This window comes from Herbidospora daliensis, assembly GCF_001570585.1.
Lineage (GTDB): Bacteria > Actinomycetota > Actinomycetes > Streptosporangiales > Streptosporangiaceae > Herbidospora > Herbidospora daliensis.
Window position 1 is genome coordinate 1108907 of sequence record NZ_BBXF01000002.1, and the last position, 18887, is coordinate 1127793.

Below are 18887 nucleotides of genomic sequence, written 5' to 3' on the forward strand. Positions count from 1 at the left end.
CCATGCTGCGGACGACGAGTCGCAAACTGGGCCGTTTCGCCTGGCACTACGTCGAGATGGTGGTCGCCATGCTCGCCGGGATGTTCCTACTCGCACCGCTGTGGCCGGACGCCTGGCTGGCACTGCCCGAGGTGGACGTGCTCGTCATGGCGACGAACATGACCATCGGGATGACCGTGGTGATGGCGCTGCGCCGGCATTCGTGGGCGCGGATCGGTGAGATGGCGGCCGCGATGTACTTACCGTTCCTCGTCTTACTGGTGCCGTACTGGCTCGGGGCCGTGTCGGCCATGGGGCTCATGATGGCCGGGCACGTGATCATGTTCCCGCTCATGCTGGCCGCCATGGTGTGGCGCCGCGACCACTACTGGCACTGAGATGCCAACCCTGCTGCGCCGCGCGCTCGCGGTCATCGCGGTCCTGCTCGTTCCGGTGGCGGGCGGGGCGGTCTCCGCCGTCGCCACCTTCGACGCCCAGTACGCACACGGGCCGGACCGGCCCGTCCCCGCCGCCGCCCCGGCTTTCGACCCCGCCAAACCGACCGCGGTCGTGGTGATCGGCGACAACGGGGCCGTCGTGTCGGACGCCCTCGCGCCCTACGAGATCCTGGTCGCCTCGGGGCGGTTCAACGTCTACACCGTCGCACCGCGACGACGTCCACTGCCGTTGACCGGTGGACTCGACCTGGTTCCGGACCTGAGCTTCGCGGATCTGGCCGAACTCACCGGCGGCGCCGCGCCGGCGCTCGCGGTCGTGCCGGCGATGCCGGACGTCGGCGGGCCCAGCACCGGTCCGGTCACGACGTGGCTGCGTGACCAGACGAGCCGCGGCACGCTGCTGCTCAGCGTGTGCAACGGCGCCGGTGTGCTCGCCTCGGCGGGTCTGCTCGACGGCCGGCCCGCGACCGCGCACTGGATGCGGATCGGCTCGTTCGAGTCGGACTATCCCCAGGTGAACTGGGTGCACGGCGAACGGTTCGTCGACAGCGGCACCGTCGTCACGACCGCGGGCGTGTTGTCCGGCATCGACGGAACCCTGCACGTGATCGAGCGCCTGGCCGGTCCGGCGGTGGCGGCGGACGCGGCGAAGGCCGTGGGCTATCGGTACTACGGCGACCCGCCGCCGGTCGTGACCGGCATCCCCGTGCCGGCCCCGGCCGCGATCGTCAACGCGGCTTGGACGTGGGCGCCGCCGGCCGTCGGCGTGCTGCTGACGCCGGGGGTCGGCGAGATCGACCTGGCGTCGGTGTTCGAAGTGCACGACAAGTCGCTCGCCGACCGGACCTTGGCCGTGAGCGCGGACGGCGGCCCCATCCGGTCACGGCACGGCCTGACGTTCCTGCCGCGCGCCGACCTCGCCGGCGCGGCCCCCGACCTGGACCGGCTGCTCGTGCCCGGAACGGGCGTTCGTGTGGACCGGATCCCCGACGGCCCTGAGCCGGTGTACGTGCACTCCGGACGCAACTTCGCCTACGACGACGCCATAAGGGACCTGGCCCGAACGACCGACGTGGCCACCGCCCGCTGGGCCGCCGAGACCATGGAACTGCCGACCGACGGCCTGCGACTGGACGGCCCGGCGTGGCCGTGGGCGCAGACGGCGCTGCCCATCCTGCTGATCCTTCTCGGCACCGCCGCGGTGATCTTCCTCCGCCGCTACTCCGCGTAGGGCTGGTCGGCGCCCTGGGCGCTGTACCCGAGACTCCAGACGTAGCCGTCGGGGTCGGCGAAGGTGCCGCCGTACCCGCCCCACGGCAGAGCGCCGGCCGGCTTGAGAATGGTCGCGCCGGCCTTCTCGGCCTCCGTCATGATCTCGTCGACCCGCGTCTCGCTGCGGACGACGTAGGTCAGGACCAGTCCGCTGAAGCCGGAGCCCTGCTGGTCGGCGCCCACCTGGGCGGCCAGGCCCTCACGGCCGTAGAAGCCGACGGGCGAGGCGCCGTCGGATTCGAAGAACACCGAGATCCCGAAGTCGTTCTGGATCTTCCAGCCGAGCCCCTCGGTGTAGAACTCCTTGGCCCGATCCATGTCCCGGACGCCAAGAAGGATCGAGCTGACGTGTGCCTTCATGTCCTGCTCCTGTATGAGAAACGGTGGTCGTGGACGTCCTCAACTGTGGAGCGGCGGCCTACCGGCATCAACGTGAGATTCCGGGCGATCCGATAACTTGGCGCTTATAACGCGACTAGGGACACCATGGAACTCAGGGACATCGAGATCTTTCTGACCCTGGCCGAGGAACTGCACTTCGGCCGGACCGCCACCCGGCTCCACGTGTCCCAGGCGCGCGTCAGCCAGGCGATCAGCCAGCAGGAACGCCGCATCGGAACCCCGCTGTTCGACCGCGCCAACCGCCGCCAGGTCAGCCTCACCCCGGTCGGCCGGCAACTGCGCGACGACCTGCTCCCGGTGTACGCGGGCCTGCACGAAAGCCTCGAACGCGCCCGGATGGCCTCCCGTGGCATCATGGCGCGGCTGCGGGTAGGCATGTTGCCCTTCAACGTCCACGACCTGCATCCCTACTGGCGGGCCTTCCGCGCCCGGCACCCGCAGTGGGAACTGCAGGTGCGCCGCGCCTCCTTCGTCGACACGTTCGCCGGGCTCCGTAACGGCGAGATGGACGTGCTGGTCGCCTGGCTACCCGTGGAAGAACCCGATCTCACCGTGGGCCCGACCCTGTTCATCGACCCGCGCGTGCTCGCCGTCTCAGCCGAGCACGAACTGGCCGGGCGGTCCTCCGTGGGCCTGGAAGCGCTCGGCGGCTTCCGGCACGCGGCCGCACCCCGCATGCCGGACTACTGGGAGAACAGCTACCTGCCCTTCCAGACCCCGCGCGGCCAGCCGATCGAACGGGCCGAACTCATCACCAGCCCCGACGAGTTGATCAACCTGGTCAGCACGGGGGAGATCGTTCACAGCTTCCCTGCTCACGTGACCCGATACTGGGCGATGGGAGACCTGCGGTGGTTGCCGATGCCGGACATGCCCCATCTGACCTACGCCCTGATCTGGCAGACCGAGGCCGAATCCGACCTGGTCCGGGCACTCGCCGAGACGGTCCGCGACCTCGGCCCCACCTACGGCTGAGCAACGGCCCGCGAAGTCCTCACCCGGCCGAGGCAGCCCGATCATGACCGTTCGTCGACACCCTCGTGAGTGGAATCCAGCCCATCGCCGCTAGCCGTATCGACATGGGATACGGCGACCTCGGCGTTCGGGACGCCTCGCTCGCCGGTCCACCGTTCCGGTCGGCTCGGTACCTTGGTGGCGTGTTCGCCAGTGAAGCTGATCTCGAGCCCGACGTGCGACGAGATGGGAAGGACGCGTGACATCGAGCCTTTCCCATGTAGAGGATCTCTGCATCACGTACACCACGCATAGCGACATCGAGGTCGTCGCGTCGCTGATCGGCGCCGTCCCGTTGACGGTGGACTACCGGGTGGCCCCGGAAGCCATGACGCAGAGCACCACCACCATCGTCCGCTGGGGTGACGGCATTTTGATCAGCCATCCCTACTTCGGCTACGAATGCTCCCGTCAGGAGGTCCTGGGCGCTCTGTCGAACGGTGGACACCTGGCCGTGTGCGTGACATGGGGGCTCGGGTGTCTCCCGTGGAGCAAGTCCGGCGGCGACATGGTCCCCTGGTTCGAGGCGGCCGCCGCGCTGGCCTACTTCGCCTACGCGGTCGACGGTCGGCTGGACGCGGGGTTCGACCCTTGCGAATTCGACCGGACCGACCCTTCTGTCCGCTGCGGCTGGAACCCCGGCGCGGTCGACGACTACCTGCACGACCTGGACTTCGGCTCTGTCACGGTCGACGGGATTGTCGGCGGACGGAATCCGCGGCCGGGGCGGATCATCCTCGCCCAGCATCCGAAAGCGTGCGTCACCATGCTGGAGCGGATCTCCGGAGCCTCCTTTCCGGTGGATGTGCAATGGCCGGATTCGATCGAAGCCGGATTCACCGTCGTCAAGCCGATGCGAACCATGAGCACGGACGAATTCGCTCGCTTCATGGGTCCCGTGAGCAGGTGAACAGTCGCAGGAGGACATGCGGTGCGGATCTGCCATGGGTGTCGACGCTCGGCGGGCCCCTCATCGTCGTTCCGGAATCGGCGTGCCGTCACTGGAACGGCGGATGGCTGATGAAGCACCACGATGACGAGGGCGATTACCGCAGGGCCTGTGACGTGGACGGTTACATCGGGCTCGTCGACGTGGGGCCGGCGAAGGCGCTCGTGCTCGGTGACCAGCCCGCCATCACCACGTTCCTGCCCGCGTCCGACCTCTTCGTCCGCTGGATCGCCGCGAGTTCCGAGGCCGAGGTCCTCGATGTCGCCACCGAGGCGGTCGGTTCGGCTCGATGGGACGAGGAGCTCACCTGGGACATTGACGGGCCGGTGATCCTCTTCGACTCCGTGGTCGGGCACGACGACCTCGCCACCGAGGAGCACCTTCGGATAGACATCCCGCCGGGGTGCTACACCGTCCGGGCCGCCTACATCCAGACCGAGACGGTCATGACGGTCGTCGTGCGGCTCACGAATGGAGGACGCCGAGCAGGGTGAGTTGCGGCCACGGGACGGGCGCGGCTCGAAGTCGCCGAGGCCGCCGAGCTGTGACACCTGGGCAAAGTGGGATCGGAGCCGCGCTCCTCAGCACCGGGTATACGGCATCACCTACATCAGAGTCATGGAGGATCCGAGGTCATCTCGCTGCCGCGCCGAGCCTTGCCAGGAGCACCCCGCTCAGCAGGAGCACGACGGCCTGCGCGACGGTGACGGCGTTGAGCGTCGCGGTGACCTGGTCGGCGGCCGGGCTCAGATAGGAGAGACGGGCCACGGCCACGGGGACGGTGAGGATGGCCAGCGCCAGCGGCACCGAAGGGGAGCGTCGCCGGGGTGTGGACAGATAGGTCACGACATATCCGGTGCAGGCCACCAGTAGCGCCAGGCTGGACAAGCCCGACGGCGACAACCACGGCCACGCCCAGGCCCACGAACCGGGGAACTGGGGCGACCGGATCGACGCCGTCATGGCCCAGGTCGCCAGGGTGACGACCAGGAAGAGGGCCGCTCCGGCGAGCAGGGGGAGGGCCGTGAGCCACCTCGGGTGGTGGTGCGTGGGGGCGTCCCGGTGAAAGCCCGCCAGCAGGGCGGCCACGGTGACCACCAGCGGGAGGGACTCCGGCGAGGCCGGGACGTACAGGATGAGGCCGAGGAGCGCCGTCGCCTTGGCGACGCGCGGGCGGCCCCGGACCAGCGCGACGTAGGCGGCGATCCAGAGCACGGACGAGAGCTCTCTGACCAGGTGCCACAGGCGCTCGGCCGACGCGGGCTCGCCGATCGGGAGTTCGCCGGCGGGGTAGGGCAGCAGGCCGTGGACGCCCAGCGTCTGCGCCAGGTAGACGCAGCTCATCGCGGCCTGGAAGGCCAGGCCGATCAGGGCGGTCAGCCGGACAGCTCCGCCCCACGCGCCGAGGCGGAGGCGCACGGCGAGTGCGGCCACGCTGGCGATCTCCGGCCAGCGTGGCCGCGCGTCGTCGCCGGCCGGTCCGGCGCCGTCGAGGAACGCCGAGACCATCTCCTCCTCGCGTTCGGCGCGGTAGCTCGCCGGGAGCAGCCGGAGCACCCGCCGGTAGCGGGACTCCAGGGCGGTCACGCCGGGCCGCCCGCGTGCCGGGCTCGCAGCCGCTCCGTCGCGTAGCGGGCATGCGCGGCCAGGCGGGCGGCCTCGGCCTCCAGGGCCTGGACGCCCTGGTCGGTGAGCCGGTAGTAACGCCGCAGCCGGCCCTGATGGGCTTCCTCGCGGTCGAGCGACACGAGTTCGTCGGCGGCCAGCCGGTCGAGCACGCCGTAGAGGGTGCCGATCTTGAGCTGGACGCGTCCTTCGGAGAGCCGCTCGACCTCCTGGACGATGCCGTAGCCGTGGCGCGAGGCGTCGGCGAGCGTGGTGAGGACGAGGAACGCCTGTTCCGTCAGGCCCCTTGAGTTCATGGGGCCCAGCATATCTTGTTCGCCAAGATATGCTAGGACGGCGGAGTCAGCTCCTTCAGGTATCCGTTGTCCAGCAGCCAGCGCACCGGCACCTCCTCGCTCGACTGCGGGGCCTCCGGGATGTACTTGCTGAGCACGTGATACTGCGTGCCGCCGCCCGGCTGCTGGAAGGCGGGGGAGACCGGGCCCACGTCGACGCGGAACGACTTGGTCACCCGGAAGACGTGATAGTTGCACGGATGGGCGGGGTCCTGCGGATTGGTGTTGAGGTTCCGCGGCGGCAGCGCGCGCTTGCTGAAAGCGTCTCCCATCGGCGCGAAGAACGCGCCGCCGTAACCGCCGAAACGGTCGAGCAGCATGCCGATCTGGAGAAACGTCGTCTTCGACAGCAGTCGGCCGTTGGGGTAATTGCCGGAAAGGGCGAAACCCGCGTTCGGCGGGTAGCGATAGTCGTTCATCGCGTAGTTCCAGTAACGCGACAGGAAGTGCTGCGGTGCCAGACCGCCCATGGGCACGTATCCGCGCACCAATGCGCCGAGGTAGCCCGAACGGGGGAGGCGGACCGGGCCGAGGTCGGGATCGCCGGTCACGTACGGCGCGCCGCAGACCACCCCGATGGCGGCCTTCGACGGCCGGGGTTTCACAACGGCGTTTTCCGCGTGCGCGGCCGTGCCGGCCATGACGAACATCGCGGCGGTCAGCATGACGCCGCGTCGGAGATATTGCATGACTTCCCTATTGGCGTGGATGGCGAGAATGATGGCTACATTCCCGGTTCGCCATAAGGAGAGGGCAAAAGGCCGGATGGGAAATCGTCCACCCGCTATTTCATGAATGCCGAAATAGGTGCATAATTCGGTCTCGGCGGGTGGTTCCGTGCGGCAAGCTGGGGGCGTGCATGCCCCCACCCCTGCGGACGAGGTCAACACCCCGCGCACGCAGGCCGGCCCCAGCCCGCAACACCTGCTGACGACGCTGCTCGGTGAATATCTCGACTCCTCCGACGCCGATCTTCCGTCGGCGGCGGTGGTCGCGATGCTCGCGGAGTTCGGCATCAGCGAGTCGAGCGCGCGGGCCGCGTTGTCGCGGCTGACCAAGCGCGGGCTGATCGCCGTACGGGGAACCGGCCGGCCGCCCGTCTACCACCTGACGCCGCAGGCCATCGCCCGGCATCGGTCCCGGATGGACCACTTCCTGAGCTTCGGCGCGCGGCCGCCGCGCTGGACCGGCGACTGGGTGACCGTCTCGTTCTCGCTGCCCCAGTCGGGCCAGGCCGCGAGGCATACGCTCCGCAAAACCCTGGGGGCGCTGGGTTTCGCCCGGTTGTACGACAGCGTGTGGATCCGCCCCGGCTCCGAGGCGGGCACCATGAACAAGGTGCTGCACGACATCCTCGACGGGGTCGACGGCGCACGATGGTCGGTCATGCACACCCGGTTCGACGACGAAGCGGGCCCGCACGGCCCGGCCGCCGCCTATGACCTGGCCGGACTCGCCGCGTCCTACGAGGAGTTCATCGCGCGCTACGCCGAGCTGCGGGCGGCCGTCCGTGACGGCGAGGTCGACGCGACCCGGGCGCTGGTGGCCCGCACCTCGGTGATGGACTCGTGGCGGAAGTTCCCCGACACCGACCCCGACCTGCCCGGACATCTGCTGCCCGCGCGGTGGCCCCGGCAGGAGGCCAGAGAGCTGCTGCTGGAGGTCCACACCGCGCTCGGCTCACTCGCGGAGGCGCGGCTGATCGAGATCGCCACCCCGCACTGGCCGGACGCCGCGTCGTGGATCACCCACTTCCGGGTGTCGGCGGACTCCGTCTCCGTTTCGACCCGCGGAGACGGTTGAGAAAGTTTCATCTCCGAACGGTCGTCCGTCGGCGGGGTGATCTGCGCGCCCGGAAATCCGCCAGGTCAGCGTGCAATGTGGTTTTTGACACTTTTCATGACCGCAGTGATAGTAACTGCACGTTCTCGGGCTCCGTCGCGTGCCACCCGACCTGGAGCGCCGTCGTGACACTTCGGAGGGTGAAATGAGAAAACGCTCGATCATCAGCGCGGGATTGGCGGCCGTCGTCCCGTTACTGGCCGGACTGGTGGCGCTCACCGGCGCGCCCGCCGCCGCGGCGGTCGGCGGTTCCGGCCCTTACCCGGCTGACTGGGAGACCTCCAACAGCCTGCAGAACCACACCATCTACCGGCCCGTGAACATCCCGTCGGTGAAACTGCCCATCTACGTGTGGGGCAACGGCGGCTGCTCCGCCAACGGGTTGTCGCAGGCCAACTTCCTCCGTGAGATCGCCTCCCACGGGTTCCTGGTCATCGCCAACGGCGGCCCGAACGCCTCGGGTTCGACGACGTCGCAGATGCTCACCCAGTCGATCGACTGGGCGATCTCGGAGAACGGCCGCCAGGGCAGCACCTTCTACAACAGGCTCGACACCGGCAAGATCGGCGTCGGCGGCTTCTCCTGCGGCGGCCTGGAGGCCTACGCCGTCTCCAACGACTCACGCATCAGCACGACCACCATCTTCAGCAGCGGTCTGCTGAACGACGGCGACGACTACCAGCTGCGGCGGCTGACCAAGCCGATCGGCTACTTCATCGGCGGCAGCAGCGACATCGCCTACGGCAACGCCATGGACGACTGGGGCAAACTGCCCAGCGGGCTGCCCGCGTTCATGGGCAACCTGAACGTCGGCCACGGCGGCACCTACGGCCAGACCAACGGCGGCGAGTTCGGCCGGGTCGCGGTGTTGTGGCTGAAGTGGCGGCTGAAGGGCGACATCACGGCCGGCGCGACCTTCGCCGGCAGCAGCTGCGTGTTGTGCAGCAGCGGGTGGCAGGTCCAGCGCAAGAACCTGGTCCTCGACGGCAGCTCCCCCTCGCCCTCGCCCAGCCCGTCGCCCAGTCCCTCGCCCAGCCCGTCGCCCAGCGCCGGGACCGAGGGGTGCTCGGCGACGTACACGGTGCAGGACCAGTGGAACAGCGGGTTCGTGGCCAGCATGACCGTCACCGCGGGCAGCACCGCGATCCGCGGCTGGCGGCTGACCCTGACGCTGCCCTCCGGGGCGGCGATCTCGACGATGTGGAACGGCGTCAACTCCGGCACGACCGGAGCCGTGACCGTCACCAACCAGAGCTACAACGGGAACCTGTCGGCCGGGCAGAGCGCCACCCTCGGATTCCAGGGCACCGGGACCGGCGCCGGCGCGACCGTGACCTGTACCGCCACCTGACACATATATAAGGTGTGCGCCAGCCCGTGGCCGGTGGGCCACGGGCTTCGGCGTACGCCGGTGTGTGACTCTGAGTAATCGAATTACTACTATCCAGGTATGCGCACTCTTGTCGTCGCCGCCCTCGTGGCCGTCCCGCTGTTCGCCGCCCACCCCGCCGTGGCCGAGGCGCCCTCCGGGGCGCTGGTGCTCACCCGGAGCGTGAACGGCGGGCAGAAGGTGGTCGCCAAGCTCCTCTGCGACCCCGACGGGGGCTCGCACCCGGCGGCGAAGCAGGCGTGCGATCTGCTCCGGTCGGTCGACGGCGACCTCGCCAAGCTGGCGTACGACCCCGGCCGGATCTGCACCAAGGAGTACTTCCCGCACCAGGTGACCGCCGCCGGCACCTGGAAGGGCCAGGCGGTGCGCTACGCCCGGACCTTCGGCAACCGCTGTGAGATGTCGGCCGTCACCGGAGACCTGTTCACCTTCTGATCCGGCGCAGCCGGGCGTCCTGGAGCGCGGGCGGGGTCGTGCCGTAGTTGTCCTCGGGGTTGAGGTCGACGCCCGGTGGCACGATCGCGTCGATGCGGTCGAGCACGTCGTCGCTCAGGTCGACGTCGGCGCCCGGCAGCAGTCCGTCGAGCTGCTCGGCGGTACGCGGCCCGATCAGCACCGACGTCACCGCCGGGTGCGCGCGGGCGAAGGCGACCGCGAGTTGCGGCAGGGTCAGGCCCGCCTCGGCGGCGAGCGTGCCGAGTTCGGCCAGCGCGGTGGCCTTGAGCCGGCCGGCCGGGGTCTCGGTGTCGTACCGGCCCGGCAGGAGGGTGGCGCGGTGGCCGCTCGCCAGGTCGGCGCGGCCGGAGAGCCAGCCGCCGTTGAGCGGGCCGAAGGTGAGCACGCCCATCCCGTGGCGCTGGACCGTCGGGAAGACGGCCGCCTCGGGCTTGCGGGTGAAGATCGAGTACATCGACTGCTCGACCAGGAACCGGTGGGTCCCGGCGCGTTCGGCGGCCCACTGCGCCTCGGTGATCAGCTCGGCCGGGAACATCGACGAGCCGAACGCGCGGATCTTGCCCGCCCGGACGAGGTCGGTGAGGGCCGAGAGCGTCTCGCCGACGTCGGTCTCGTGGTCGGGGCGGTGCATCTGGTAGAGGTCGATGTGGTCGACGTCGAGACGGCGCAGGCTGTCGTCGACCGCCTTGACGATCCACCGGCGCGAGCCGCCCCGCCGGTTGGGGTCGTCGCCCATCGGCAGGCCGAACTTGGTGGCGATCACCAGGTCGTCGCGGCGGCCCTTGACGGCCTTGGCGACGATCTCCTCGCACTCGCCGCCGGAGTAGACGTCGGCGGTGTCGATCACGTTGACGCCCGCGTCGAGGGCGCGGTGGATGATGCGGATCGCGTCGTCGTGGTCGCGGTTCCCCATGCTGCCGAACATCATCGCGCCGAGGGACAGTTCGCTGACGGAGATCCCGGTCGCGCCGAGAGTTCTGCGTTTCATGCGGTCAATCACAACAAGCCGGGCGGCCGGGCCGTGAGCCCGATCCTGCCGCCGACGTGCCCGATCCTGTCAACGAGGGTGGTTGACTGGCGCGTATGGAGCTCCTCGACGAGATGCGGCGGCTGATCATGCGCCACACCGCCGGCACCCGTCAGCGGACGATCACGGGCGGGGTGACCATCGCGTCGGTGGCCTGCTCGACCGAGCCGGTCGGCACCATCTCCGAGCCGTCGCTCGCGATCGTCGCCCAGGGCGTCAAGCGCACGGTGCTCAACGGGGTGCCCTACGACTACCGCGCCGGGCAGTACGTCGTCGTCTCCGTCGACCTCCCCGTCGTCGGCCAGGCGCTGGCGGCCACCCGCGAGAAGCCGTTCGTGGTCTTCAGCATGTCGCTGAGCCCGGCGGTGATCGCGCCGCTGCTGCTGGAGACCGCCGTGACCGGCCCGCCCCCGGAGTTCACCGGCCTGGCGGTGAGCGACGCCACGCCGGAACTGCTCGATCCGGTCGTACGTCTGCTGCGCGTCGCCGACCGGCCCGACGACCTGCGGGTGCTCGCGCCCGGCTACCAGCGGGAGATCCTCTGGTGGCTGCTCAGCGGCGACCAGGGCGCGATCGTGCGGCAGATCGGCCTCGTCGACGGCAACCTCGCGCAGATCTCGCGGGGCATCCGCTGGATCCGCGAGCACTACCGGGAGCACCTCGTCATCGCCGACCTGGCGGAGCTCTGCGGGATGAGCGCGTCGACCTTCCACCGGCACTTCCGCGCGGCGACGTCGATGACGCCCGTCCAGTTCCAGAAGCAGATCCGGCTCCAGGCCGCCCGCGCCCTGCTGATGACTCGGGCGGGCAACGTGGCCGAGGTCGGCTACTTCGTCGGCTACGAAAGCACGTCGCAGTTCAGCCGCGAGTACCGCAAGGCGTTCGGGGCCTCTCCCGGCCGCGACGCCGCCCAGCTCGCCAACCGCTGAGCCTGAAACTTTCAGGCTTCGGGCCTCACGTGGCCCGTCGACCAGGCCCACGCGGCGATGCCCACCCGGTTGCGCGCCGCGAGCTTCCGCTGGATCCCGGCGACGTGGTTCTTGACCGTCCCGGCCGTGATGAACAGGGCCGCCGCGATCTCGGCGTTGGTGTGACCGAGGGCGACCAGCCGGGCGATCTCCAGCTCGCGGCCGGTGAGGCTCGCCCGGTCGGCCGGGGCGGGGGCGGTGAGCTCGCGCAGGAGCCGCACGGTGATCTGCGGGCTGATGAGCGTGTCGCCCGACACCGCGGCGCGCACCGCCTCTGCCAGCATGGCCGGGCTCGACCGTTTCAGCAGGAAACCGCAGGCGCCGTTGCGCAGCGCCGTGTGGACGTATTCGTCGAGGTCGAAGGTGGTGACGACGACCACCTTGATCGGGTCGGGCGCCTCCGGCCCGGCGAGCAGGCGGGTGACTTCGAGGCCGTCGAGTCGGGGCATGCGGATGTCGGCGAGCACGACGTCCGGACGCAGGTGGCGGGCCTGTTCGACGGCGGAGGCGCCGCAGGCGGCCTCGGCGACGACGGTCATGTCGGGCTGGGCGTCGAGGATGATCCGGAACGCGTCGCGGATGTCCTCCTGGTCGTCGGCCACCAGGACGCGGATCATGCTGCCGCCGTCGGCATCGTGGCCTCGACCCGCCAGCCGCGCGGCCGGTGCGGTCCGGCGGTCAGCGTGCCGCCGAGCGCCTCGACACGTTCGGCCAGGCCGGGCAGGCCGGAACCGCCGTCGCCGCGCACGCCGCCGGGCCCGTCGTCGGTCACGGTGACGCGCAGAGCCGGACCGGGCAGATCGGTCACGGTCACCTCCACGCGGCTCGCCGTGGGGGCGTGGCGGCGCACGTTGGTCAGGGCCTCGACGACGACCCGGTAGGCCGTGGCCGCCGCCTCCCTGGGCGGGTCGCCGGGCCGCAGGTCGAGGTGGACGCTCGTGCTGCCGGAGAACCGTTCGCACAGGTCGGGCAGGTCGGCCAGAGACGGGAGCGGCGTGCGGTCGGCGGTGTCGTCGAGCATGCGCACGGTGCGGTCCATCGACGCCAGCGCCTGGAGGGCGGTCTGCTCGATGCGCTCGAAGAGGGCGACCGCCCGGTGGGGGTCGTGTTCGACGAGGATCCGGCCCGCCTGGGCTTGGGCGAGCATGCCGCTGACGTCGTGGGCGACGAAGTCGTGCAGGTCGCGGGCGAACTGGGCACGCTGGGCCCGGCGGGCGGCGAGCACCGAGCGGGTGCGGCGGTCGTCGAGGGCCCGCAGGTAGAGGCCGATCGTGGCGGCCAGCGCCGCCGACAGCGCCCAGACCGCGAAGCCGGCCACCGCCGCCGTCGTGGGCGGGCCCAGACCGTACCGGAGCAGAAGACCCGGGGTGGCCGGGCCCGCGAGCGCCGCGGCGACCAGCGCGGCGCGGGCGGGGGCGGTGCGGACCGCCAGGACGATCAGCACGAGCAGGCACCCCGACTCGGCGACGATCCAGCCGGGCGGGCCGGGAGGCCCGCCGGTGGCCACGGTCACGGCGGTGCCGGTCAGCGACGCGACGCCCGCGCCGCCGGTGATCGCCGCGATTCGGATGCGCATGTGCCGAGCCTAGGCAGCCGCCCGGGTCGCCGCCTATGTGCCGAACGGCATATGGGCCGGGCGGTGCGGCGTCCCCGACGCTGGGGTCGACCGGAAGAGAGGACGACGTGATGCTCCGCTGGTGGAGGACCTGGCCTACCTGGGCCGCGTACGCCGCGGCCGTCTGGTCGGCGGCTTATGGCGCGCTCGGGGTGTTCTGGACGCTGGGCGGCGGCGGGTTCCCGTTCGCGCCCGTCGCCGACGACCGGGCGTCGGGCTCGATCCTGGAGGGCAGCCAGGCCGGGGTCGTGGCGCCCGTCATGGCCGTGGCCGGCTTGGTGGGCACGGCCGTCGCGCTGGCGATGGCCCGCGATTGGGCCAGGGGCCGGGTCAGGACGGCGATGCTGGTCTTCGGCTGGGTCACGGCCGCGACGCTCGCGCTGGTAATCCCCGACTACACCCTGCTCATGCTGGTGGCCTTCGCGCCGCTGCTGCTGGTGTTCGCCTTCACGGGGGTGCCGGGTCCGCAGGACGGCATCGGCGACATCCTCTACTGGCACCGGGTGAACCTGATCATCCTGTTCGCGGGCGGCCTGCTGTGGGCTTTGGCGACCCTGGCCTGCCACCGTCCCGCCGGACGCTGGACCACGCCGGAGGCGGCCCGCCGCTGGGGCCGGTGGGCCGTCCACGTGGCGTGCGCCGCGCCCGTGCCCTACGAGATCACCCGGATCGCCTGGTATCTCGGGGTCCCGCTCGGCATCCCCGAGGACTTCCTGCTCATGATGCGCCAGACGCCCGGGATGCTGGAGGTCGGCCTCGGCGGCGCGCTCGCGTCGATCGCCGGCTGCGTGCTCACCCACGGGCTGGTCAGCCGGTGGGGCGAGGTCTATCCCCGCTGGGTCTGGTTCAGGGCGGGCGAACGGGTGCCGCCCGCGCTGGCCGTGGTCCCGGCGTCGGTCGTGGCGGTGGTGCTGATCCCGGCGGGGCTGATGAACGTCCGCATGGGCGTCGACCCGGCGACGTGGGGGTTGAACGTGCCCGGCATGGCGTGGACGGTCTGGGGCGCGGCCCTCGGCGTCGCGGCCGGGGCCTACGCCCTGCGCCGGCGGGCGCCGGCCCTAGACGACGGTGCCGCGCATGAGCCAGTTCGGACCCTCGGCGTAGGCGCCGGCCTCGGCGAAGAACGCGCCGAAGTAGGGCCCGGCGGCGTGCGCGTCGAAGGCGGCGGCGTCGGCGTAGACCTCGTTCAGGTAGAAGACGTCGGGGTTCGTGTCGTCCGCGATGACCTCGAACCGTCGTGAGCCGGGCTCGTTGGCCAGGGAGTCGCGTGCGGTCTTGCGCGCCGCCCGGACGAAGTCGTCGCGGTGCTCCGGCCGGACGGTGAAGGAGACGACGAACTGGTACATGGATGATCCTCCCGGGCTGGTTCGGTGACCGAACCACAACGTAGCATGCCCGGTTCACTGACCGAACTGGGATGGATAGGATCGACCGCATGACGCTGCCCAGCACCTACGCCGACCGCAACTGCTCGCTGGCGCGCGCCCTGGAGGTCGTCGGGGAGCGGTGGACGCTGCTGATCGTGCGCGACGCGTTCTTCGGGGTGCGCCGGTTCGGCGACTTCGTCACCCAGCTGAAGATCCCGCGCGCCGTGCTGGCCGACCGGCTGAAGCTGCTCGTACGGGAGGGCGTGCTCACCCGCGAAGAGGGCCCGGCCGTCGAATACCGGCTCACCCCCAAGGGCGTCGAGTTGTGGCCGGTCGTGCGGACCCTGATGACCTGGGGAGACGCCCATTACTCCCCGGCCGGGGCGCCGCGCTCGGTCCGCCACGACCACGACGGCGGACTGCTCGACCCGGGCGGGCGGTGCGAGCGGTGCGGGCAGCTCGTTCCGGTGGCGGAGACCCGGGTCGAGCCCGGTCCGGGCTTCGACCCGGCCGACGAGGGCCACGACCCGGTGTCCGACGCGATCAACACACCCCGGCGGCTGCTCGACCCCATCGGCTGACGGGACGCGTCCCTATAATCCCGGCATGTCAAGATCACCGTCATCGTTCGACATCGCGGTCGGGCTGCTGCACGAGGGCCGGTTGGTCGACGCCGAACAGGTCATGCAGAAGGAAGTGCGGGAGGTCGAGCGCCGGCACGGCGGGGGGAGCCCCGAATGGGCCGCCGTCCAGTGCGACCTCGGCAACCTCCTCTACGCCTCCGGTCAGCTCGACCGGGCCGTCGAGCACTTCAGGAAAGCCTGTTCCGGTACGCCCTCCGCCGACCACGAGACCCGCAAGGAGCAGATCACCTACGGGCTCAACCTCGGCATGGTGCTGGCCGCCGCCGGCCGGTTCGAGGAGGGCGAGGCCGAGTTGCGGCGCAACCTCGGAGAACGCCTCGACTTCTACGGCCGCGACCACCCCGGCTACGCCTTCGCCCTCGAACCGCTGGCCGACCTCCTGCTGGGGCGCGGCGACGTCGCCCAGGCCCGCCAGGTCGCCGAGGAGGCGGTCGGCGTCTACTGGAACAACGGCCACGAGCGGGTCGCCGCCGCGCTGGCGTTGCGGGGCGAGATCGTCGTGGCCGAGGGGACCGGCGAGGCGCCGTTCTCCGCGCTCGACCGGCTGCCCGACGAGGTCGTCGAGGGCATCGCCGGCACGGTGATCGAGCGGGCGGTCCGCGATCCGAGGGCGGGCAGGGCCGTGCTGGCCCCGCTGGCCGACGCCCTGGAGGAACGTCTGGGGCCCGACCACCAGGCGACGCTCAACACGCTCTCGCAACTGGCCAACGCCGGTGGCGACGCCGGCGACGAGGCGGGACGGGTCGAGACGATCAGGAAGGTGCTCGCCTCCTACGACCGGCAGGGCCGGGAGCACGACGCGTTCATGGCGGCGCTCGGCCTGGCGATGGCGCAGGACGACGCGGGCGACACGGCGGGGGCGTTCGAGACGTACGCGCAGGCTCAGAGCAGGGCCGACGCCCTCGGGCGTCCGGAGTTCCACGCGCAGGTGCTGCGCAACTGGGGGCTCGCGCTGGCGGCGGCCGACCGGCCCGCCGAAGCGGAGGAACGCCTGCGGGCGGCCGTCGGGGTGGCCGATCTCGGGACCGACTACGAGATCCTCGGCCGGTCGCGGATCGCGCTCGGCCTCTTCCTGCAGCACGCCGACCGTTTCGACGAGGCCCGGCAGGTCGTGGAGGCCGGGCTGGCGACGCTGGACGGCGCGCATCCCGACGCGATCACCGGCCGGAGTCACCTCACGGCCATCGCGGCGGGTCAGTCGTGCGGGTGCGGCGACATCGAGGCGACGATCGCCGTCGCGTTCAAGGAGTTCGTCCTCGGCAGGCTGCCGGGCGATCTGCTGGAGGACCTCGACGTCACCGTGCGGGACGGCGAGTTCTCGGTCGACGTGCGGCTGCGCCGCGAACCGGCCGAAGCCGAGATCGAGCACCTGAACCAGCTGTTGCAGAGCGCGACCGCCGAGTTCCGCGGCCGGCTGGTCGCCGGCGGCTGACGGATCGCGGCCGCTGCCGACGTCGCTCCGCCGCCACGAGGGAGGCGGAGCGACTGACACGGGGACCCAGGAGTGTGGTGCCACCCAGGCCCTACGACGTCGCGCGTCACAGGCTCGGCCCTGTTAGCGCTAGCACATCGTAGTGCGACCTCCCTTCGGCGTCCCGGCGTCTGGTGGTGCTGGCGGTGAGTAAATACAGCGGGCGTGACGGCGTCAAGGGCCCCGGCGCGGCGCTCGGTGCTGACGAGCCGTTCGGGGCTCCGTAAATTACGGCGTGAGCATGAAACTTGCATGCGCAAGCAGCTGTTTAATTTTCGAGCGCCGCCGGTATCGCACTCCCTCGTCGCTCCCTGTCGGGGCCCTTGTGGGGCCTATCAGACCAGGGTGCACGGCCGCCGAAAATTTCGCTCCGGTGTTGACATGTTTCGGTTGGGTTTCCACACTAAGTCTCCGAGGCGGTCGGCCCAGCCTGATGTGGTGATCAGAGGGGCCGCCGGCCACGACGCCATGTGGTGCGCGCCAGCGGTCTGGGGTGCGGTGTCGTCCGCCGGGTTCCCGCAGATCCCCTTTCGGTGATTTCAGTTATGGAGTCAGGCATGGGTATGAGCGCATTACCCCTTCGCAGAGTCTTCAGCGCCGGCGTCATCAGCGTCGTCGGCATCGTCGGCGCGGCACTGATGGTGACCGTTCCGGCGGACGCCGCCGGGAGCACGCTGGCCGCCGCCGCGCAGCAGAGTGGACGCTACTTCGGCACCGCCATCGCCCAGGGCAAGCTGGGCGACGGGCAGTACACCACGATCGCGAACCGCGAGTTCGACATGATCACCGCCGAGAACGAGATGAAGATCAACGCCACCGAGCCCAACCGGGGGCAGTTCAACTTCCAGGCCGGTGACCGGATCTACAACTGGGCGGTGCAGAACGGCAAGCGGGTCCGCGGCCACACGCTGGCCTGGCACTCCCAGCAGCCGTCCTGGATGGAGCAGACCTCCGGGAGCTCGCTGCGCCAGGCGATGATCGACCACATCAACGGCGTGATGAACCACTACAAGGGCAAGATCTACGCCTGGGACGTCGTCAACGAGGCCTTCGCCGACGGCAACGGCGGCGGGCGCCGTGACTCGAACCTCCAGCGGACCGGCAACGACTGGATCGAAGTGGCCTTCCGCACCGCGCGGAACGCCGACCCGGCCGCCAAGCTCTGCTACAACGACTACAACATCGACAACTGGAGCTGGGCCAAGACCCAGGCCGTCTACAACATGGTCCGCGACTTCAAGTCGCGCGGCGTGCCGATCGACTGCGTGGGCCTGCAGTCCCACTTCAACAGCCAGAGCCCGTACAACAGCAACTACCGCACGACCATCCAGAGCTTCGCGAACCTCGGCGTCGACGTGCAGATCACCGAGCTCGACATCCAGGGCGGCTCGGCCCAGACCTACGCCTCGGTCGTCAACGACTGTCTCGCGGTGGCGCGCTGCACCGGCATCACCGTCTGGGGCGTGCGTGACAGCGACTCGTGGCTGGGCGCCAACACCTCCCCGCTGCTCTTCGACAGCAGCGGCAACAAGAAGGCCGCGTACAACTCGGTCCTTAACGCGCTCAACGCCGCGACCCCGAACCCGACCCCCTCGCCGACCACGTCGCCGACGCCGGGCACCTCGCCCACCCCGACCCCCACGCCCACCGCGGGCGGCCAGGGGAACATCCGGGGCCAGCAGTCGAACCGGTGCATCGACGTGCCGGGCGCCTCGACGACAGACGGCGTGCAGGTCCAGCTCTACGACTGCCACTCCAACTCCAACCAGCAGTGGACCTACACCTCGTCCAATGAGCTGCGCGTCTACGGCAACAAGTGCCTCGACGCCGCCGGCACGGGCAACGGCGCGAAGGTGCAGATCTACTCCTGCTGGGGTGGCGCCAACCAGAAGTGGAACCTGAACTCCGACGGTTCCATCACCAACCAGCAGTCGGGCCTGTGCCTGGACGCCGCGGGCTCCGGCAACGGCGCGCTGATCCAGGTGTACTCCTGCTGGGGCGGCGCGAACCAGAAGTGGACCCGAAGCGCCTGACCCGCTTCCGGTCGACACCGACCGCGTCGGCGGACGCGG

The 18887-nt window shown here is 70.5% G+C and carries 20 protein-coding genes; 12 read left to right on the forward strand and 8 right to left on the reverse strand.

Features of this window, described 5'->3' with window-relative positions; genetic code table 11:
* Window positions 1-2: 2 nt before the first annotated feature.
* Both AW274_RS11635 and AW274_RS11640 read left to right on the forward strand, forming a co-directional pair.
* Window positions 3-377, forward strand: a complete 375-nt coding sequence (locus AW274_RS11635; protein ID WP_062431024.1) for a hypothetical protein — start codon at window positions 3-5, stop codon at window positions 375-377.
* Window position 378: 1 nt separating this feature from the next.
* Window positions 379-1668, forward strand: a complete 1290-nt coding sequence (locus AW274_RS11640; protein ID WP_063813236.1) for a DJ-1/PfpI family protein — start codon at window positions 379-381, stop codon at window positions 1666-1668.
* Here AW274_RS11640 and AW274_RS11645 read toward each other — a convergent pair.
* Window positions 1656-2069: a VOC family protein gene (locus AW274_RS11645; RefSeq protein ID WP_062431025.1), complete on the reverse strand. Its 414-nt coding sequence runs from the start codon at window positions 2067-2069 to the stop codon at window positions 1656-1658. The genes AW274_RS11640 and AW274_RS11645 overlap by 13 nt on opposite strands.
* Before the next feature lie 126 nt (window positions 2070-2195).
* Here AW274_RS11645 and AW274_RS11650 point away from each other — a divergent pair, with 126 nt between their 5' ends.
* The 3 genes from AW274_RS11650 (at window position 2196) to AW274_RS41220 (ending at window position 4568) form a co-directional block, all read left to right on the forward strand.
* Window positions 2196-3086 (forward strand): LysR family transcriptional regulator, encoded by an 891-nt coding sequence (locus AW274_RS11650; RefSeq protein WP_062431026.1) that lies wholly within the window; start codon window positions 2196-2198, stop codon window positions 3084-3086.
* 238 nt (window positions 3087-3324) lie between these two features.
* The gene (locus tag AW274_RS41215) at window positions 3325-4035 is read left to right on the forward strand and encodes a hypothetical protein (RefSeq protein WP_062431027.1); all 711 of its coding nucleotides are present in this window, start codon (window positions 3325-3327) and stop codon (window positions 4033-4035) included.
* Window positions 3936-4568 carry an Imm21 family immunity protein gene (locus tag AW274_RS41220; RefSeq protein WP_083974030.1) on the forward strand — a complete coding sequence of 211 codons (633 nt, stop codon included), beginning with the start codon at window positions 3936-3938 and terminating at the stop codon, window positions 4566-4568. The genes AW274_RS41215 and AW274_RS41220 overlap by 100 nt, the downstream gene beginning before the upstream one ends.
* Window positions 4569-4707: 139 nt before the next feature.
* On the opposite strand, the gene AW274_RS11665 is transcribed toward AW274_RS41220, so the two are convergent.
* From AW274_RS11665 to AW274_RS11675, 3 genes are read right to left on the reverse strand one after another with little or no spacing between them, the layout of a single operon-like run.
* Window positions 4708-5661, reverse strand: coding sequence for a hypothetical protein (locus AW274_RS11665; RefSeq protein ID WP_062431029.1), 954 nt, complete (start codon window positions 5659-5661; stop codon window positions 4708-4710).
* Window positions 5658-5996: a PadR family transcriptional regulator gene (locus AW274_RS11670; RefSeq protein ID WP_198169136.1), complete on the reverse strand. Its 339-nt coding sequence runs from the start codon at window positions 5994-5996 to the stop codon at window positions 5658-5660. The genes AW274_RS11665 and AW274_RS11670 overlap by 4 nt, the downstream gene beginning before the upstream one ends.
* A 32-nt stretch (window positions 5997-6028) precedes the next feature.
* Window positions 6029-6700 carry a TNT domain-containing protein gene (locus AW274_RS11675; protein ID WP_062431030.1) on the reverse strand — a complete coding sequence of 224 codons (672 nt, stop codon included), beginning with the start codon at window positions 6698-6700 and terminating at the stop codon, window positions 6029-6031.
* Between the two features lie 190 nt (window positions 6701-6890).
* Here AW274_RS11675 and AW274_RS11680 point away from each other — a divergent pair, with 190 nt between their 5' ends.
* The 3 genes from AW274_RS11680 (at window position 6891) to AW274_RS11690 (ending at window position 9702) form a co-directional block, all read left to right on the forward strand.
* On the forward strand, window positions 6891-7838 hold the full coding sequence (locus tag AW274_RS11680) for a PaaX family transcriptional regulator (protein WP_062431031.1): 948 nt from the start codon (window positions 6891-6893) through the stop codon (window positions 7836-7838).
* Between the two features lie 184 nt (window positions 7839-8022).
* Window positions 8023-9228, forward strand: a complete 1206-nt coding sequence (locus tag AW274_RS11685; RefSeq protein ID WP_062431032.1) for a cellulose binding domain-containing protein — start codon at window positions 8023-8025, stop codon at window positions 9226-9228.
* A 99-nt stretch (window positions 9229-9327) separates the two neighbouring features.
* Window positions 9328-9702 carry an SSI family serine proteinase inhibitor gene (locus AW274_RS11690; protein WP_062431033.1) on the forward strand — a complete coding sequence of 125 codons (375 nt, stop codon included), beginning with the start codon at window positions 9328-9330 and terminating at the stop codon, window positions 9700-9702.
* On the opposite strand, the gene AW274_RS11695 is transcribed toward AW274_RS11690, so the two are convergent.
* The gene (locus AW274_RS11695; RefSeq protein ID WP_062431034.1) at window positions 9692-10711 is read right to left on the reverse strand and encodes an aldo/keto reductase; all 1020 of its coding nucleotides are present in this window, start codon (window positions 10709-10711) and stop codon (window positions 9692-9694) included. The two genes, AW274_RS11690 and AW274_RS11695, sit on opposite strands and share 11 nt — an antisense overlap.
* A gap of 95 nt (window positions 10712-10806) precedes the next feature.
* Here AW274_RS11695 and AW274_RS11700 point away from each other — a divergent pair, with 95 nt between their 5' ends.
* Window positions 10807-11679, forward strand: coding sequence for an AraC family transcriptional regulator (locus AW274_RS11700; RefSeq protein WP_083974034.1), 873 nt, complete (start codon window positions 10807-10809; stop codon window positions 11677-11679).
* Between the two features lie 11 nt (window positions 11680-11690).
* On the opposite strand, the gene AW274_RS11705 is transcribed toward AW274_RS11700, so the two are convergent.
* The 3 genes from AW274_RS11705 to AW274_RS42940 form a co-directional block, all read right to left on the reverse strand.
* On the reverse strand, window positions 11691-12335 hold the full coding sequence (locus AW274_RS11705; RefSeq protein WP_062431035.1) for a response regulator: 645 nt from the start codon (window positions 12333-12335) through the stop codon (window positions 11691-11693).
* On the reverse strand, window positions 12332-13294 hold the full coding sequence (locus AW274_RS11710; RefSeq protein ID WP_062431036.1) for a sensor histidine kinase: 963 nt from the start codon (window positions 13292-13294) through the stop codon (window positions 12332-12334). Before AW274_RS11710 ends, AW274_RS11705 begins: the two co-directional genes overlap by 4 nt.
* 1097 nt (window positions 13295-14391) lie before the next feature.
* Window positions 14392-14679, reverse strand: coding sequence for a putative quinol monooxygenase (locus AW274_RS42940; RefSeq protein ID WP_083974037.1), 288 nt, complete (start codon window positions 14677-14679; stop codon window positions 14392-14394).
* Window positions 14680-14768: 89 nt separating this feature from the next.
* On the opposite strand from AW274_RS42940, the gene AW274_RS11720 reads away from it, so the two are divergent.
* From AW274_RS11720 to AW274_RS11730, 3 genes are all read left to right on the forward strand, one after another.
* The gene (locus AW274_RS11720; RefSeq protein ID WP_062431037.1) at window positions 14769-15281 is read left to right on the forward strand and encodes a winged helix-turn-helix transcriptional regulator; all 513 of its coding nucleotides are present in this window, start codon (window positions 14769-14771) and stop codon (window positions 15279-15281) included.
* 25 nt (window positions 15282-15306) lie between these two features.
* On the forward strand, window positions 15307-16776 hold the full coding sequence (locus AW274_RS11725; protein ID WP_062431038.1) for a tetratricopeptide repeat protein: 1470 nt from the start codon (window positions 15307-15309) through the stop codon (window positions 16774-16776).
* A 602-nt stretch (window positions 16777-17378) separates the two neighbouring features.
* Window positions 17379-18848, forward strand: a complete 1470-nt coding sequence (locus AW274_RS11730) for an endo-1,4-beta-xylanase (protein ID WP_232320080.1) — start codon at window positions 17379-17381, stop codon at window positions 18846-18848.
* Window positions 18849-18887 lie beyond the last annotated feature (39 nt).